This window comes from Sediminibacterium sp. FW305-C-61, from assembly GCF_058231065.1.
The window spans coordinates 125,199-141,368 of sequence record NZ_JBIQXR010000004.1; the positions used below are offsets into that span (position 1 = coordinate 125,199).

Sequence of the window (16,170 nt, forward strand, 5' to 3'; positions counted from 1 at the left end):
AGATGTCAAACCTAAACTTACAGAAATGAATACAAACACAAAAATTACCGTTTCGGCAGAGGTTGCCGTACCTGTTCAAAAAGTATGGGATGCCTGGAATAATCCGGCGGATATTAAATTGTGGAATACTGCTCACCCTGACTGGCATTGCCCCAGCAGTGAGAATGATCTCCGCACAGGAGGTTCTTTCAAGCACAGGATGGAGGCACGCGATGGTAGTTTCGGATTCGATTTTGGTGGCGTATATGATAATGTGAATCCAAACAAAGAAATCAGTTATACCATGGCTGATGGAAGAAAGGTAACCACTCTTTTTGAAGAGCAGGGTAACCATGTAATTATTACTACCACATTCGATGCTGAAACCGAAAATCCCGCGGAGTTTCAACAACAGGGTTGGCAGGCAATTCTCAACAATTTTGTTCAATACGTTACCAATAAATAATCACCTTAAATATTTTACCATGAAACGGAATAAAATAATCTTTTGGATCGCTACTATTATCATTGTTCTCTGGGAGGGCGTGATGCCTTTGTCAACCGTATTGTTTATGCCTGATTATGTTACCCTTGGCACAAAACCACTCGGCTATCCAGACTATTTCGCTTACGCACTTATCTTTTGTAAGGTGCTTGGTGTGATAGCGATTTCCTTTACATCGCTACCCGATAAATTGCGGGAATGGGCTTATGCAGGACTGACCTTCAATCTTCTTTTTGCAGTAATAAGTCATATAGTAGTAGATGGCAACATCGCATATATTCTGATGCCAGTTGTTGTTGGAGCAATTCTATTTGTCTCCTATTATTTTAAACCACAAACAAAACAACATGGCTAAAACCAATTATTTAACTATTGATCAGTATCATGCTGCATTCAGTGGAGAGAGTCTGAAAAGAATGCAGCGAATACGCGACATCATTAATAAAACCGTACCGGAAGCAGAAGAGTGTATCAGTTATCAGATTCCTTGTTTTAAATACAAGGGCTACCTGATATACTATGCAGCATTTGCCAACCACATTACTTTATCCAATCCGTTTAGTCAGGCTTTTCTGGATACTTTTAAAGAAGACCTAAAAAATTATAAAGTAAGTAAAGCTGCGATTCAATTTCCCAATGATCAACCCCTTCCTGAAAAAATGATAAAGCGCATGATATTGTTTCGGAAAAAAGAGAATGAGTTAAAAGGGGCTAAATGAGTATTTCAACTGCATATAAAGGAAGTGGTATTTTTCTCACATTCAGTGGCGACTGCAGGCAAGCGTTTATGCTTTATCATACCTGTTTCGGGGGAGAATTAGTGATTGATGCATATACCCAAAATATAGAGGGGTACTCCGTACAACCTGTAATCAGAGCAGTATTGCATTCTCCTAAACTGGTTATACAGGGGTCCGATCTGGTATATAATGAAGGAAGAAGAGTAGGTAATTATATGGCTGTATTAATAGCCTGTAATAGCTGTGAGGAAAGAACGCGTTATATAGAGCAGCTTTACGGTTATAACCATAGCATAAATTTAACCAACAGCACTGAACCACTTGTTGAAATTGTAGACAGGTTTGATGTACGATGGATGTTTAGTATTTAGCATGTAGAATGGAAATCTGTGTGCTGTTTTTTGAAAAGTTAGCCGCAGGTGCTTATTTCATTTTTTCATTTGCTCTTTTTTCGGCTGTACCATAGCGTAATCCAACTGGCTCCAAATAGTACAAGAAAATGTGCAAGCAAACCGGCTGATTGATGGGAGAGGAGGGTTTGTGTTGTTCCTGTTTTTTCCACCATATTGAACAGCGCCACGTTCCCGCTTTTAAGTCCGGCCAGATTTTGCATCACATTCAACGAGAAGTGAATTCCTGTAGACATAGCAATTCCGCCAGACCAGGAAGCAGACAATACAAAGACAAAAGACCAGATAAAAGGGCCCATGAACGAAATCGCTATTCCCCATCCGTTCAGTATATGATAGAGGGCAAACAATAATGCGAGAAGGAGTTGGGTGATGATGATGCCATAGGCTTTTTCTAATTTGTGTAGCGGGTATGTTCTAAAGCCGATTTCCTCCATCAAGGCAAGGAAAAAAACAGGGATTAGATTAAATAGTATAGCAGTGTAATCAACAGCTTTAACTGAGGTAAGCTGATATCCGGCCGTAAAACAAATGACAGCCACTACAAACAGGAATAAGCCTGTTCCAATCAGTAAACCATAGATAAACCGGGTCGCTGTATTTTTTTGCCATTGCAGTCCAATAGTTGCAAGCGATCGCTTTTCAAATCGTACAAAGAGGAAGGTCGCGATGAAGGAAACAACTGTTCCCAAGAAACCGTAATAAAGCCCCGAATTCTTTATAGACAACATCGAACCAACCATGCCAACAAGCATGAGTAATAATATAAAAATGACCAGGAAAGCAAGGCTTTTAATCAATGCCCCTGTTTTACTCCGGCCTTCAGAAAACTCCGGTTGATGCGCGTTTTTTTGCATGGGTTACGATTTCTTACAAAGTAATTATCTTCGTAGTTCTCACACGGCCGTCATAATGAAATGGCGGTAAAAAGACATAAAAAGTCATATCAATGCAGGATAAACAAGCCGTCGCAATCGCAAAATTGGTGAAAGAAAGACGTGTCGAAAGAAACCTTACCCAACAACAATTGGCTGATTTAACCGGTCTTAGTCTCCGTTCTGTTCAACGCGTTGAGAAAGCTGAAGTTACTTCAAGAGCGTATACATTGGAAGTGGTGGGCAAACAACTACAGCTTGATGAAGCATTCCGGGAGGTAATGGCAGAGGCTGTTACAAATACGCCAGACTATGCTCCATTAGTGAATCGCATTCCGGTAAAAAGACTTACAAGGGCACAAAAGATCATATTCTCCATTAGTGCTGCACTGCTTATTATGTTACTGATTACTGCTTATATTTTTCAATCGGTTACTTTTCCTGAAACGGGGTTTGAACTGTTGGTGCTCTTAATGTGTGCACTCTTGGTGTATACTGCGGTATTATATTTTGTGTGGCGCTAAGCAACGGTCAATATTGGACATGATGTTGTTAAAAATCCAGTTGATAAAACCGGGAAGGCTTCTCCGGTTACCCGGTCTTGAATTATGCCAGCCACTTTATAATTGTACTTATATTTATCCTTCAATTGCCCAAGTATGAAGAAATGGATATTACCACTGGTTTGCTTATTCATGATCGGTTGTCTGCAATCATTTGCTGCGGGTGGAAAAAAAGCCAAGCCTATTCTCACAGGCGCTGAGCAGACGAAAAAGTACCTGCCTTTGTTAAAAGGTAAACGTGTAGCCATGTTGGCAAATCCTACCACGATCATTGGTAAAACACATTTAGTAGACAGTCTTCAGAAGCTGGGAGTAAATATTGTAAAAGTATTTGGTCCGGAACACGGGTTTCGTGGTAATGCGAGTGCGGGGGTAGAAGTGTCAGATGAAAAGGACGCAAAAACAGGTATTCCAATTATTTCACTTTATGGTAAAAAAAATAAACCCAGTAAAGAAGACCTTGCTGATGTTGATCTGATGATTTATGATATACAGGATGTTGGTGTGCGGTTTTATACCAATATCAATGCACTGGTTCGTTTAATGGACGCCTGTGTGGAGAATGATAAAGAACTGCTGATTCTCGATCGCCCGAATCCGAATGCATACCTTGTTGATGGTCCGGTACTGGATATGAAATACAGATCGGGTATTGGCATGTTTCCTATACCTATGTCGCATGGACTTACCGTCGGCGAGTTTGCCCAGATGGCAAATGGGGAGGGGTGGTTGAAGGATAAAGCAAAATGTAAACTTCAAATTATACCTGTAGCCAATTATGATCATGAAATGCCTTATACACTTCCGGTTAAGCCATCTCCTAATCTGAATACACAGCAGGCTATTATGTTATATCCTTCAACCTGTATGTTTGAAGGTGTTTACCTGAATCATGGTCGTGGTACGATGTATCCATTTACAGTCCTGGGTAGTCCAGAATTAAAAGGGATCTATTCTTTTTCCTATACACCCACCAGTATAAAAGGCATGGCGGAAAGGCCTTTGTTTATGGATCAGGAATGTTTTGGGCTTGATCTGCGTAATTACGATGTAGAAAAACTCAGGAAAAGCAAAAAGATTAATATCAGTTGGATCATGGAACTCTATAAAGCCCATCCATTCAAAGAGAAGTTTTTTGAACGACTAAGTGACCAGATGAACTCTATTGAAATACAGATAGGAGTGGGAGAGTTCAGACAGCAGATTATTAATGGTGTATCAGAAGAAGAAATCCGCAAAAGCTGGGAGCCTGGGTTGAGTGCTTATAAGGAGATGAGGAAGAAGTATTTGTTGTATCCGTAGCATCTCACTTAATTCTCATTATAAATACATCCCCATTATATCCCCATCCCATCCCCATCAAGCCCCCATCAATCCCCACCCTTTAAAGGATGGATGGAGATAGGGGCTTGATAGATATTTATTATAAATAATATAACTGTGTAATAGTTTGCATTAGTGTTATTTGTATTAATCTGAACACTACTTAATGCTTAGAAAGCCGTTTAATATTTTACCATGCAAATCCAGGGGATGGGTGTTTATAGTTTATGGATCATTTTTCAGCTCATGCGTGCAGGCTATTACAGCTTTGCCCGCAGCACATTTGTTTGGAGGGAAACCCAGATAGACCCCTCCATGGTTTTTGGCATACCCATGATTGCGAATATTGACGTTACAGAGAAACGACCCTTAGAAAATTTTCAGTTGGAATCCGATATCCGTGCCACACTGCCTTACGATGCGCTGATCAATGGTAAGGATACACAGATAGAAGTAGCGTTGAGGGAGATGTTGAGGGTGATTGGGGAAAAGAAATAAGTAACGGGCTCTCAATAATAAAAACATAGCCATTTGGAATTTTCCAAATGGCCATCTTTTTACAGACAAGGGGCGCTTTTAGTTTTGAGTTTGCTAATTCGTTAGAGAAAAATAGGGATTGATCGTTAATGATTAATTTTCTTATGCGTGAGTGGTCGCAACTTCCCCAGACTTTCATCTGTGGTGATAGAGGGAGGCGATGCGAGGAACGTTCAAGAAAGTAGACCCTTCGGAGAAGGAAGTGGATTTAGAAATTCATCTGGCTGGGATATTGTCCGTTTTTGATAAGATAGTTGATCAGGAAATCTTTCATAGAATCAGTTACCCGAAATTTCCACTTTCCCGTAATGGTATCAAACTTTTCAAGGACAAGATGCTTAATCGTACTTATTGTTTCATCGGTTGGCTCATACTTTTCGAGTAACTGCTTGAACACTGTCCAATCCTTAAAAATTTGTAAGGTGAACGGTTCAATTACAAATTCGTTTTCTTCATTCGGGAGCGATACAGAGCGTATTAATAGTCTCATGTACTGGTCAAAATGATCGGGTTGCTCAAGAAATTGGGCTAATCGCTCACCAGCCTTAGGTAATAGTTCTACTCTATTTGTCCTGTTTGTTGAATCATCATTCAGCAGATAAAAAGAATGCACTTCATTATCATACGTTTCTTTAGTTTTCAAATACCTGTCAAACAGATTATAAATTCTTTCCTGCAATTCGTCTTTTGTAAACAGGATATTATGCTGCCCTTGTATAATCTGTTTTAAAAAATCGTTTGCAACTACTGCACGGTCATACAATGGTAAATCTTCGTCTTCCAAAATATTTATAATAAATGTTTTGTATTCAGGGTCGGTTTTGAAAAACTGCTGGGTGGTCCGGTTAGGTTGCACAAGTATTTGCCTTGCATAAGCAAGGAAATTGCCGCTTGATTTTATATTGTACATATAAGCCTTCGCAAATTTCTCATACTGTTTGACATCTTTAAAATCACGGTAGTTGTCAAGAATACGGTTTAGGTCATTTACTTTTTGTTCACTCGACCATTTATCCATTTTGCTCCGCATTTCTTTCCACCCAAGATTAATTGTTTCATTGAACTCCTTTAATGAAATAAGGTTAAATAACTGGTAGCAGAAATATAGGTAGTAATTGTGTGGGTATCCAATAGCTCTGGAACTTTTAAGACCGTGCGTATCGAAGAGATAGTCTATTGTGGATTTTAAGCTATTGGCTACAGGTTTGTCAAGATTGAGTTTTTCCGCGAGGAATTTCCATGCTTCAGGGTCGAGCGTGTACTGGGGAGGTTCTAAATTGGGTTGAAACTGAATAAGGTCTTTTGATGCGATTCCTTCATAAACCGTATACGATTTTGTTTTGATCAATTCCAGCATAAATAGATCCAGGGTATCCACTTCATCTTTGAGAAGATCGAAGCTAATTTTAAAAGAATTACAGAATCGTTTTACATCCCTGAAATTGTCCAGCATTTCTTCGAGATGGTACTCCTCTTTGACTGACGCTCCAGCAACCCAGTGCATAGGTCCGTATCGCAAAATTGAAATAGCTCTTTCAATTTTCGCCTTATCCTCTTCAGAAGTGTTTTGGCTAATTAACTGGCTATGAATTTCCTTTCTGAAATTTTCTTTTTTGATTCTTGGAAGTGTGATGATTAATTGAAATATTTTCTTTAAATATTGCTCCTCTTTTGAGAGCAAGTTGGTTTTAGAAAGTACACTTACGATATAATCGTGGTCAAGTGCAACAATAAAAAACGTATTGTCAAAACTTGCTGAATTACGGATTAGGCGCAGCACGTCCATCACTTCTTTGCCAGACATCCGATCAAGATCATCTATGAAGATGATCACTCTTCTGCCGGTATGCCTGATGGCATCATTGATCGTATCATATTGCTGTTCAAGCGATTTATCCTTAATGATTTCGCCCATAACTGCATCAAGCACCCGGTATTGAACCTCTTTACCGGCTGCAAAAATTTTCTTGGAATAGGACTTTATTTGAGGAACAATTGATCGGTCAAAGGGCTTTAATCCGTCTGACAATACCTTGAAAAAATCTTCGTTGATGCTTTCTGTCCCTGAAGCTTTCCAGGGATTGAACTCAAGAACAATATTGTCTGCATTATCTTTTAGTTCGCTCTGCACTCGAAGTAGAAAATCTGTTTTACCCGATCCCCAGGATGCGAATACCCCAATTGCAATGGATTTATTGCTGCTACTTTCATTAATCACTCCTGTGATCTTGTTCACAAATCCTTTACTGTGTATCAGGTCATCGATGTTTTCGGGATCTGCCTGATCGGAAATAAGTGAATAGGGAGTGGATTGGTTCAATGGTTTTTTAAATGAGCGAAAATGTAATGCCTGTAAGCAGATGGACAGGCAAAATATGTCCGCATATCTGATCCATTGGATAAAAGGAAGCTGAAAAGTGTAATAGGTATACGACTTGTTAAGTCGGACGATTAAATAAAATCCAGTAATAAACAAAAGAAGTATGACAGAATCTATTGTAGGATACAAGCCTGATACAAATGATTTTAGGATTTTGAGAAATGCCCATATAAGGGCAGCTATAATTAAAAGGTCTATGATGATCGTTTGAGGGAATTTTTCTGCGATGCCATCAACCCAAAAGCTGTCAATTGAGCTTTTGAAAAGCATCAGAAAAACATATGTTAAAGCAAACCAGAAACAGGTTTTCCAAAACTGGGTTGCGGTAATACTTTTTTTATATCTGTCGATATCGTTTTCCCTTTTAATAATGGGTTTCTTAGTCATATATTTTTGTTAAGCCAATAAGTATTTCTTTAAAATCCAGCCTGTCACAGGTAAGCCATCTTTATCAATCATGGTGATTTGCGCCCATTTGTGATGAATCAACAGTACATGCACTTTTTCGCCTGCCATCACCCTTGCAATGGTTAAGCTTCTGGTTGATGGCTTTAAGCGTAGGTTTGCCGCAATCCTCGCAAATGCAGTTGTTACATGATTGTTTAAAGCCGAATCGATCAGCTTTTTTACATCGGATCGTATTGATTCCACCTGTTGAGCGGTACCCGGGGTGCCTTGCTTTTTGGCTGCTTCGATATAAGGCAGTACAAGAGAATACAGACCAATGAGAAAGCTAATAATGGTTAGATGCCAGTTTATCTGTGCACGTCTGCCGTCAAAACCTTCATTAAGTTTTTCCATCAGTGACTGACCAAGTTGCTTAACCTTTTCTTGGATCTGTTGCAGGTCTTCTTTTGTGACGGCATCTTTTTCAGGGATTTCAGCGGTGGTTGCAGCGATCTTTTTGCTCGTTTCATTAAAGTCTTTAAGAAAGCCAATGTCCGTTAAGAAAAAAGCTTTTTTACTGATGGCTTTTAAAGACTCGCTAAGAGAGTTTTCAAGACTAAAAAAGGTTTTGCTGAACAACTCATCCGTAAAATGATTTTTTGTGAAATGCAGGTGATCCAGAACAGAATGATTATAAAGGAACATTCCTTTGATCTCTTTGGACAATTCTGGCATTTTTAGGAACGCTTCTTTCGGAAAGGAATCAATTACAGAATCATTCCACCCAGTCATTTCGCGTATCCATTTATAATTGTCGGCTACTTTAATTACAGGCTCAAAGGATTTATGAATATTATGAAGGTTACTGTACCATTCTGGCATGAAATTATGTTCATTCATAAACTTTGTTTAGATAATTGGTCGTCCGAGTGACTAGCTTTTCAAAAGCGATTGGATTAGCAAGAGGAACAACTAATATCGGAATAAATAATGATATATGCAATCTGCAATACATCTTTTTTCTCCGTAGGGTTTACTTAAAGCAGAGACGTTCGTCGAAGAGTCTCCGAGGCACGAGGTCTAAAGGACTCCTGTGGAGGACTCTTAGTGTTACACCGCTAGGGGGGCCAATTGCTTTGAAACTTACTGATTCTTTGGTGAATAATCGGCAATAAAATTAATCATAAACTTTCTTGTGTGTTAGCGCTCGCAAAGTCCTTAGCGAGAGACGTTTGCGGGGAACGTTCAAAAAAATGAGGCCCTTCGTAGAAGGAAAGACAGTTCAGTTTTTATTCCTCATTTTGCCACTTTTTTAACAGATTAATCGTCTGACTGACTGGCTGGTTAGCCTCATCTGATATTTCGTTAACCCTGATCACTATCGGTATCTGTGCTAAAAGACCGGCTACTATACAAGTACCCGTTGATAGGTTCGGTATGGAATCAGCAGACACCTTATCCAAGTAAGCAATTGTACGTTCAATTGCCATTAGATCATTATTATTAATCAACCTGTGAAGGAAATAGTTATGCAGTTGTGATATAATTGTTGGTGAAATATCAGATGGTCGCTGGCTAGCGATAGTCAGGAATGTTCCGAATTTCCGACCTTCTTTAATAATTTCTTCAAAGGTTTCTAATCTATAATCCTTCCAGCTTTCTTCTTCACGGAAAGATTCTTTGGACAAAATATTATGTGCTTCATCAATTATCAAATGCAGTGATTTATTGCGCTGATTAACAAATGTCATTTTCTGTTCGCCATATAATTTCTTACAAAATAATAATGGCAGAGTCTTTTTTACCTCTAAATTGGTTTCGTTCAGGTTTAAAACTACAATATTCACTCCAGTAGGGAATATGGGCATATTCCCCTGAGTATTCAAAACCTTTTTGATGTCGTTTTTTTTACTTTTTAATTTGTTGACTGCAGGTGCAATGTGTTCATTCTGTGCTTTATCGTTATAGACATCGTATATTAATTGAATATATAAGAAGTGGATGACCTTTGAGAGTATATCATCTGGGAATACATAGTCATCTACCCAATTATACAAATCTGTTTGTTCTATTTCTGTATCTGTTAGCTCTCTTGCCCCCCCCCCTCTTGGCATATAGTGAGAATTCTTATTATTCCACTCTATTGAATCTATCAAACTCGCAACACTTTCCCCTGCGATAATTATTGTTAGGTAATCAACAAGCGTAAATGCTTTATCCTTATTAGACATCTTGAGCGTTGCCCTAATCCGCTCTTTTAAAATATTTCTGAAATGATCGATAGGGTCATTTCCTGCGTTTACCCTTCGATACAAACTCAGCGCCCTTGATATAAATGGACGCTGTGTTTTTTCGGTAGCATCCGACAGAATACTAATTAATTCCAAGTCCGTAAGGTCGTTTTCGGACAATGGTATTTTTTCATCTTCTTTTATTTCCTCAATTTTTTTTCGGGTAGTAAGGTTATATACCTTCTTGCCCGGTACTATCGTTTTTTCTGCAGAATACTCACCATTAAAATCAATAATGAAAAACTTTGCGTTCGCTACAAAAGTTGGGACATTCTTGAATTTCTTGAATAGTTCCCGAAATAGTTTGGCAAGTGTGTAAGATTTTCCGCTGCCAGTATTCCCGAAAATGCCGATATGACTAGCAAATAGACTGTTAATTCCGAATTCCACTTTCTGTCCATCGTCATATTCGAGTTTGCCAATATAAATAGGCCGGTCACTGTCTTTTACGAAATTGTGAATTTCATCGAATTCATCTTTCTGTAACAAGAAACACTTGTTATCAATTAAAGGTAATTCACGAATGCCTCTTTCAAATCTTCCATCTTCTAAGAAGCCTAATATTTTAATGATGAGAACACGATTAATCTTATCTTTGTTACTCTTGTATTTAGATTTAAAGTAATCCTTATCCTCTGTTATATATTCCCCTTCGATCTTGCCAATCATTTCAGCAAAGCCTTTCTTAATTTTTATATATCCCCCCACCGCTATATTCTGAATGATACTGCCCTTGTATAAAATCGAAGAAGTGTTTTTACCTTTATCAACCCTAACTTTTACGGTCTGTCCTTCTACAGAGATCACTTGACCAATCCTGAAAATTGAGTTATTTACTATGTATTCCTCTGTGTTTTGAGCAAGTATTTTCATTTAGATTTTTTATTCTGTAGTGTATTCAGGATAAGGATTTTTGGAAAACTCAACTAGTGGTACTACTTTATCAAATATTTCTGCATTAATAGTCTTTAGATCATACGATTTGCCAGATTCGGGGAGTACAACTTCTATGTTCCTGTTCTTTGCATCATTTTTCATTTTTTCATAGATATCAGAAGTAGCGCTGTGAGCGAATATGTAGATTTTAAGAGTAGGGTTAGAAGCAGCCACCCTTTGCGTCATTTCTCTTATATGTTCATCAGCAAATGAAAAACCCATCACAAACAAAATACTATTCTCCTTTTCTAGTTCATTTGAATAGATCCTGAGTAAATCATAGTAATATTGGTTAATCAGAGTATCTTGAAATTTTTCTTTTGTTGGGTTTACGATAATCAGCTTATCATATTCGGTATCAAATGATTTACTTGTTAAGGTTTTCTTTATTGCCCTTAAAGTATCAAGATTCCTGTCCAAGTATATTCGATTTGATGCTACATCAAGGTGCCAGGAAACTGATCCATGTAGTTTTATAATGTTAAAGACTGGTATTTCGCTAGTATTCTCATAGTGCAGACTTTTCTGATAATACGATTTTTTGAAATTTCCAAGATTAAAAATCGGATTAAATCTGCCATGAAAGCCATCGTTGAATTCAATACCTGTTTCTTCAAGAGACTTCTCAGAAAAGATATCAATATTGGTTGTGAATACATTAACCTGTTTAGTTAGTATGGAGTTTTCTCGTCTTAATAGAATATTGTTCAGAATCTTATAGAAAGTCTTGTAATTTTCAAGTACTTCATCTTTTGTGTTGTCTATTACCTCGTCGACAATATCTATGTTACCCTGGATGCATTTGGTGAAGTATTCCTTTTTTTTATCTTTTTTCTCAGCATCTGAAATATTAGGGTCTGATAATAAAATTTCAATGTCATTTAATACATCTAGATATGGTCGAGATAACCCCGAACCGATTAGAAAGTTAATATTCGCGCTGTCAATAGCTTTTTTAATAGGTTTAATCATAAAAATAATATTTTCGGCAAATTCCAAACGCTAAGATGGGCAGAATAAATATACTATTTTTTACTTATAGGATTGCCTGCTAATCATTTTTGAGATACAACTTTTTTCTCCGTAGGGTTTATTTAAACCAAAAAAGTTCGGCGAAAAGTCTCCGAGGCGCGAGGTCCAAAGGACTCCTGTGTAGGACTCTTCGAGTTACACCGCTAGGGTGTGCCAATTGCTTTGAATCTTACTAATTCTTTGTTGAAGAATCGGGCCACAACATTAATCATTAAATTTCCTATGTATGAGCGTTCGCAGAGTCCTCTACTAGGATGGTTCAAATAGGAGACCCTTCGGATATGAACAGGTGAACAATGCTATTCCTTATTGCCAAATCCTGTTTACATAATTGTATCATCAATCTGCAACCGATACCCCTTTCCATGTACATTCACAATCTGTATCGACGCATCGCCTTCCAGTTTTTTTCTGAGTTTTGAGATGAATACATCCAGGCTCCGTCCTACAATTACGCCTTCATCTTCCCATATTTCTTTTTGAAGCCTCTGTCTTTCAATAAGGTTACCAGTTGAATCGGCAAATATTTTCAACAGTTTGTTTTCCTTGGGTGTAAGTTCTGTTGTAATACCCGAAACAGTGATTTGCCTTTTTCCCGGTTCAAATAATGTATGACCGATCTTCAAAACACCTTCGTCTGTATCTGCTTTTGCACCCCTCGACCGTCTTGTTCTGAATGGACGTGCAGCCAGTAACCCGATAAAGGCGAAAGCAGATAATCCCCCTATCAGGTATGCTTTAGGTATAGTAGTAAAGGACATGTTCTGAAACCTGATGTTTACAAGGTAACAGGCACGTGGTTGCTTGCGGCCCAAGCAGGGTACGATATTGTTCTGTTTTTGCTGAAAAATGCTATATCCGAATAAAATCTCCTTATCCGAACAGTTCAACACATTAACGATATAATCTTTTGCAAGCGGATCTTTCTCCAGTGACTGCCTGATGATCTTAACCAGGGAATCTGTTTCAAAACTAAATTCATTTTCAAACCTTATCTGGTATTCATTCGAGGCTACTTCCTTTATGGGTAATACCCTCGATGTACTGTCGCCCGCATGCAACAGTATCTCATGCCCGATATTCCTCAATAGTATCTGTCGTTTGGCAAGGTCAAAATTTTCATTACCCGTAAATCCGAACGCTGCACAAATGATTGTACCTGTTAGCAGAAATAGGAGCGGCATCATATAATGCCTCTTCTTTTCGGGATGTATCGTATTGTCTTTAATGGCCATTACGCAGAATTTACAATGTTTACATTTTAATTTACCATATTAATACCATCGAATAGCGTGTGTGAAAGTAGTTTGCTGGTTCAAATGTAAATGCTATGATAAACAAACTCACTACCACTCTTGTATTAATGATGCTGTTCCAGACCCTTGCCTGTACACAACAGCCGCAGCCAGGCTGGCAACTCGATGTTAAAAAAAGCAAAGTTTTGTGGAATACCGGAAAGACGATGGGCGGTCATTACGGTTATTTGCTTTTTCAGTACGGCAATTTAGAGTATTCAGCCACAGGCGAACCTGTTCGCGGAACCTTCTATATGGATATGAATAGCATCCGCACAACGGATAACCCCAACGAGGCAGACGGAAAAAAGAAGGATGCAGAGTTAAGAGACAACGATTTTTTTGCCTCAGACCAGTATCCGATTGCGACCATGGTTGTAAAGAAAATCACCCGGATCGGTTCAACCACGGATTATACGGTGGCGGGAGAGCTTACCATCAAAGGGATCACTCAGTCAATCGAATTTAAAGCTACCATTATCACAAAAAACAATACCAGTCACATTACTGCCAATGTTGACATATCGCGCCAGTTATGGAATATCCATTCAAAACCACAAACGGGTTCTATAGATTTTTTAGCGGGTATCAAAGAAAAACTAGTGCCGGATATTCATGTGTCACTGGATATTTTCATGAATCAATAAAGCAGAACCCAGTATGTTTCGCTGTGATTCAACTTTTGGAAAGTTCCGAAACTTTCCAAAAGTTTACTTCGTGGGTGGTTAGCCCTGAAAGAAAAGCGACGCCGTCGTCGGTCGCCTGACCAATAACTTCACGATATTAAACAATAAAAGCGGAAGACTTTCATCTTAGGCTTTGTTGCCCGAAGTGGATTTTTTTCGAACCTATTCTTAGATGATATAAAACTTTTGGCAAATTTTATGGGAACTTAATATGATTCTGAAGAATTGTTGGCGGCTTATTGAAAGTGTTCCAAAAAAAATGGTCATTTAAAATTAGGGTGAAAATCAAACTGCCCTGAATTTTCAAAATTTTATTGGTTATGTAAAGTTTTTCAGGTTTTATGCAACAAGATATTTGGTACATTTTTTCTGTAAATTGTCGCTGATACAGAAGAAATCCTTAATAGTAAGGCATTCGCCTCTGTTTACTTTTTTGTCTTAACACAAAAAAGTAACCTGCCTAATGGTAGACAGGCGAAAAAGTCAACACTTCTGAAAAAAACTAAAATGCATCACATTACACTACGATGGATGAAGTCTAAAGGCAGGCTTTTAGTTCATTGATGAATCGAAGTTGCGCATCATCTTTTGTATATAGCCAAGCATCATCCATTGCTTATCCTGCCTGCTGGCAGTCGCTTGATTCCATGAATTTCTTAACACTTATTTTCTGAGGCCGGTTACAAAGCCAAGTAAAATATGGACTTTGACACTATTCTGCCTAATCCTAGTCTTAATATTTTTTTTATTCCTTGATATTTCTGCTTTTTGTTGGTTTTGCTCCAATCAACAATTTCAGAAATTCCAGATTTACAAATTAGCAAGTGCAATTACAGTAGAATTAGGATAAGAATAAATCTATCTCTTCTGTGTATTGCTGTGTTTTCTGTGGCAATGACAGTTTACTTAAATTCACATAATTTCAGAAAAAACATTATTATTTACCCTTCTTTCGAGTAGAATACACATCGTTAACCTGCGAAAAAACACAGTTGTAATAGTTTGAGCTTCTTCCTAGGTTTATGAATTAATATACTTAAAACTTCTGCTATGAAAAACCAAACAGTCATTAAATCATTCTTGTTTCTGTTATTTCCTGCACTATTGTTTTTCTTATCCTGCAAAAAGGAGCCATCAGGATTTTCGGATAAAGACGCTGCCAACGCCGTCAACCAATGGAAGTCAAAAATAGACTCTTATTCTCTTTCAAAAAAGAAATATGCCAATGATATTATTTCCTCTTTAGATTATTCTACCTCATTTAAGACAAATACGTTTGAAGGTCAAAGTATAATACTTATAAAACTAAAAAAAGAATATTCAGGTAACGTACAGAAATTTTTAGTATTTTCTCAAAACAATGACATTTTTTTATTTGAAGGCATTTATCAGGCCCCTGAAATAAATGAGTTATCAACTTTTTTAGCTTCCAAAACAGCAAAAACTGAAATGGCTATCCTGTTAACTGATCTTGATGGAAAGTTGATAAAAGGGTGGATAAAAAATCCAAATGGTCCTTTAATGAAAATTGAAAGAGTTGAAAGTAAAACGGAAGTAAATACTAAAGCCAAGAATTTAGACCAACAGATTAAACATGAATCTAGTTCTATTGCAGATCCCGATGAAGATGAAATTTGCATTTACACTTATAATGTTTACTACGATGCCTATACTGGTGAAATTTTAAATATAGAGTTTTTATATAAGACCTGTTATAGTAATAGTGGCGGTAGTGGTGGCGGAACCTCTAGTACTGAAGACCCTAACGATGTTTGCACAAACCCCAATCTGGTTCTTGACAGAGCACTTGATTCTTATACCACTCCTGGTACCCATATTTCTGTTAAAGCCCTCCCTAGCGACAATATCAATGAGAGGAAATTTGAATATAAATGGGTCGCTTTTGAAGCCACTTCTATGTTTCAAATATTTAATGTGATTAGCTATGATCGAGGTATTCACACAAATCATTTTATTAATGGGTGGTCATGGAAGGAGTTAACACACAGATCAACTGTTGATGTATCTCCTATATATTTTGGAGTTACATTTGAACACACAGTAGTTAATGAGCCTTCTTCACATTTAAATATTTGGACGGCAACAATGTCATTCGATTTACAGGGCAAAATTTCCGTAATTTGTAATGGTTCGCCTCTGGGCAAGAAGGAGATAAAGACGTGTAGTACCTCATTTGATGTTTGGGAAAGGTAATTGATATTACTCTTAAA

15 protein-coding genes are annotated in these 16,170 nt (G+C 37.8%); 9 read left to right on the plus strand and 6 right to left on the minus strand.

Annotated elements, in window-relative coordinates; translation table 11 throughout:
- The first annotated feature begins 25 nt into the window (after positions 1-25).
- Genes ACH30E_RS11670 through ACH30E_RS11685 form a run of 4 tightly spaced genes read left to right on the plus strand, consistent with a single transcriptional unit; the run spans position 26 to position 1,595 of the window.
- On the plus strand, positions 26-445 hold the full coding sequence (locus ACH30E_RS11670; protein ID WP_294990511.1) for an SRPBCC family protein: 420 nt from the start codon (positions 26-28) through the stop codon (positions 443-445).
- 19 nt (positions 446-464) lie between these two features.
- A complete protein-coding gene (locus tag ACH30E_RS11675; protein ID WP_490824958.1) occupies positions 465-839 on the plus strand; it encodes a DoxX family protein in 375 nt (124 codons plus the stop codon).
- Entirely contained in the window at positions 832-1,203 is a 372-nt protein-coding gene (locus tag ACH30E_RS11680) for an iron chaperone (protein ID WP_490824959.1), read from the plus strand. Before ACH30E_RS11675 ends, ACH30E_RS11680 begins: the two co-directional genes overlap by 8 nt.
- Positions 1,200-1,595 carry a VOC family protein gene (locus tag ACH30E_RS11685; protein WP_490824960.1) on the plus strand — a complete coding sequence of 132 codons (396 nt, stop codon included), beginning with the start codon at positions 1,200-1,202 and terminating at the stop codon, positions 1,593-1,595. Before ACH30E_RS11680 ends, ACH30E_RS11685 begins: the two co-directional genes overlap by 4 nt.
- A 65-nt stretch (positions 1,596-1,660) precedes the next feature.
- Here the strand turns inward: ACH30E_RS11685 and ACH30E_RS11690 are convergent, their stop codons facing one another.
- Positions 1,661-2,491 carry a CPBP family intramembrane glutamic endopeptidase gene (locus ACH30E_RS11690; RefSeq protein WP_490839005.1) on the minus strand — a complete coding sequence of 277 codons (831 nt, stop codon included), beginning with the start codon at positions 2,489-2,491 and terminating at the stop codon, positions 1,661-1,663.
- A 92-nt stretch (positions 2,492-2,583) separates the two neighbouring features.
- Between ACH30E_RS11690 and ACH30E_RS11695 the strand changes: the two genes are divergently transcribed.
- The 3 genes from ACH30E_RS11695 (at position 2,584) to ACH30E_RS11705 (ending at position 4,893) form a co-directional block, all read left to right on the plus strand.
- The gene (locus ACH30E_RS11695) at positions 2,584-3,033 is read left to right on the plus strand and encodes a helix-turn-helix domain-containing protein (protein ID WP_490824962.1); all 450 of its coding nucleotides are present in this window, start codon (positions 2,584-2,586) and stop codon (positions 3,031-3,033) included.
- Positions 3,034-3,168: 135 nt separating this feature from the next.
- Positions 3,169-4,374, plus strand: coding sequence for an exo-beta-N-acetylmuramidase NamZ family protein (locus tag ACH30E_RS11700; RefSeq protein WP_490824963.1), 1,206 nt, complete (start codon positions 3,169-3,171; stop codon positions 4,372-4,374).
- 216 nt (positions 4,375-4,590) lie between these two features.
- Positions 4,591-4,893 (plus strand): hypothetical protein, encoded by a 303-nt coding sequence (locus tag ACH30E_RS11705; protein ID WP_490824964.1) that lies wholly within the window; start codon positions 4,591-4,593, stop codon positions 4,891-4,893.
- A gap of 247 nt (positions 4,894-5,140) precedes the next feature.
- Here ACH30E_RS11705 and ACH30E_RS11710 read toward each other — a convergent pair whose 3' ends face one another.
- From ACH30E_RS11710 to ACH30E_RS11730, 5 genes are all read right to left on the minus strand, one after another.
- Positions 5,141-7,699 (minus strand): KAP family P-loop NTPase fold protein, encoded by a 2,559-nt coding sequence (locus tag ACH30E_RS11710; protein ID WP_490824965.1) that lies wholly within the window; start codon positions 7,697-7,699, stop codon positions 5,141-5,143.
- A gap of 9 nt (positions 7,700-7,708) precedes the next feature.
- Positions 7,709-8,599: an SH3 domain-containing protein gene (locus tag ACH30E_RS11715; RefSeq protein ID WP_490824966.1), complete on the minus strand. Its 891-nt coding sequence runs from the start codon at positions 8,597-8,599 to the stop codon at positions 7,709-7,711.
- A 389-nt stretch (positions 8,600-8,988) separates the two neighbouring features.
- Entirely contained in the window at positions 8,989-10,863 is a 1,875-nt protein-coding gene (locus ACH30E_RS11720; RefSeq protein ID WP_490824967.1) for an ATP-binding protein, read from the minus strand.
- A gap of 9 nt (positions 10,864-10,872) precedes the next feature.
- Positions 10,873-11,898: an SIR2 family protein gene (locus ACH30E_RS11725; RefSeq protein WP_490824968.1), complete on the minus strand. Its 1,026-nt coding sequence runs from the start codon at positions 11,896-11,898 to the stop codon at positions 10,873-10,875.
- A gap of 383 nt (positions 11,899-12,281) precedes the next feature.
- On the minus strand, positions 12,282-13,193 hold the full coding sequence (locus ACH30E_RS11730) for a winged helix-turn-helix domain-containing protein (protein WP_490824969.1): 912 nt from the start codon (positions 13,191-13,193) through the stop codon (positions 12,282-12,284).
- Between the two features lie 95 nt (positions 13,194-13,288).
- Between ACH30E_RS11730 and ACH30E_RS11735 the strand changes: the two genes are divergently transcribed.
- Both ACH30E_RS11735 and ACH30E_RS11740 read left to right on the plus strand, forming a co-directional pair.
- Positions 13,289-13,900, plus strand: a complete 612-nt coding sequence (locus ACH30E_RS11735) for a YceI family protein (protein ID WP_490824970.1) — start codon at positions 13,289-13,291, stop codon at positions 13,898-13,900.
- A gap of 1,089 nt (positions 13,901-14,989) precedes the next feature.
- Positions 14,990-16,153 carry a hypothetical protein gene (locus tag ACH30E_RS11740; RefSeq protein ID WP_490824971.1) on the plus strand — a complete coding sequence of 388 codons (1,164 nt, stop codon included), beginning with the start codon at positions 14,990-14,992 and terminating at the stop codon, positions 16,151-16,153.
- Positions 16,154-16,170: the final 17 nt, after the last annotated feature.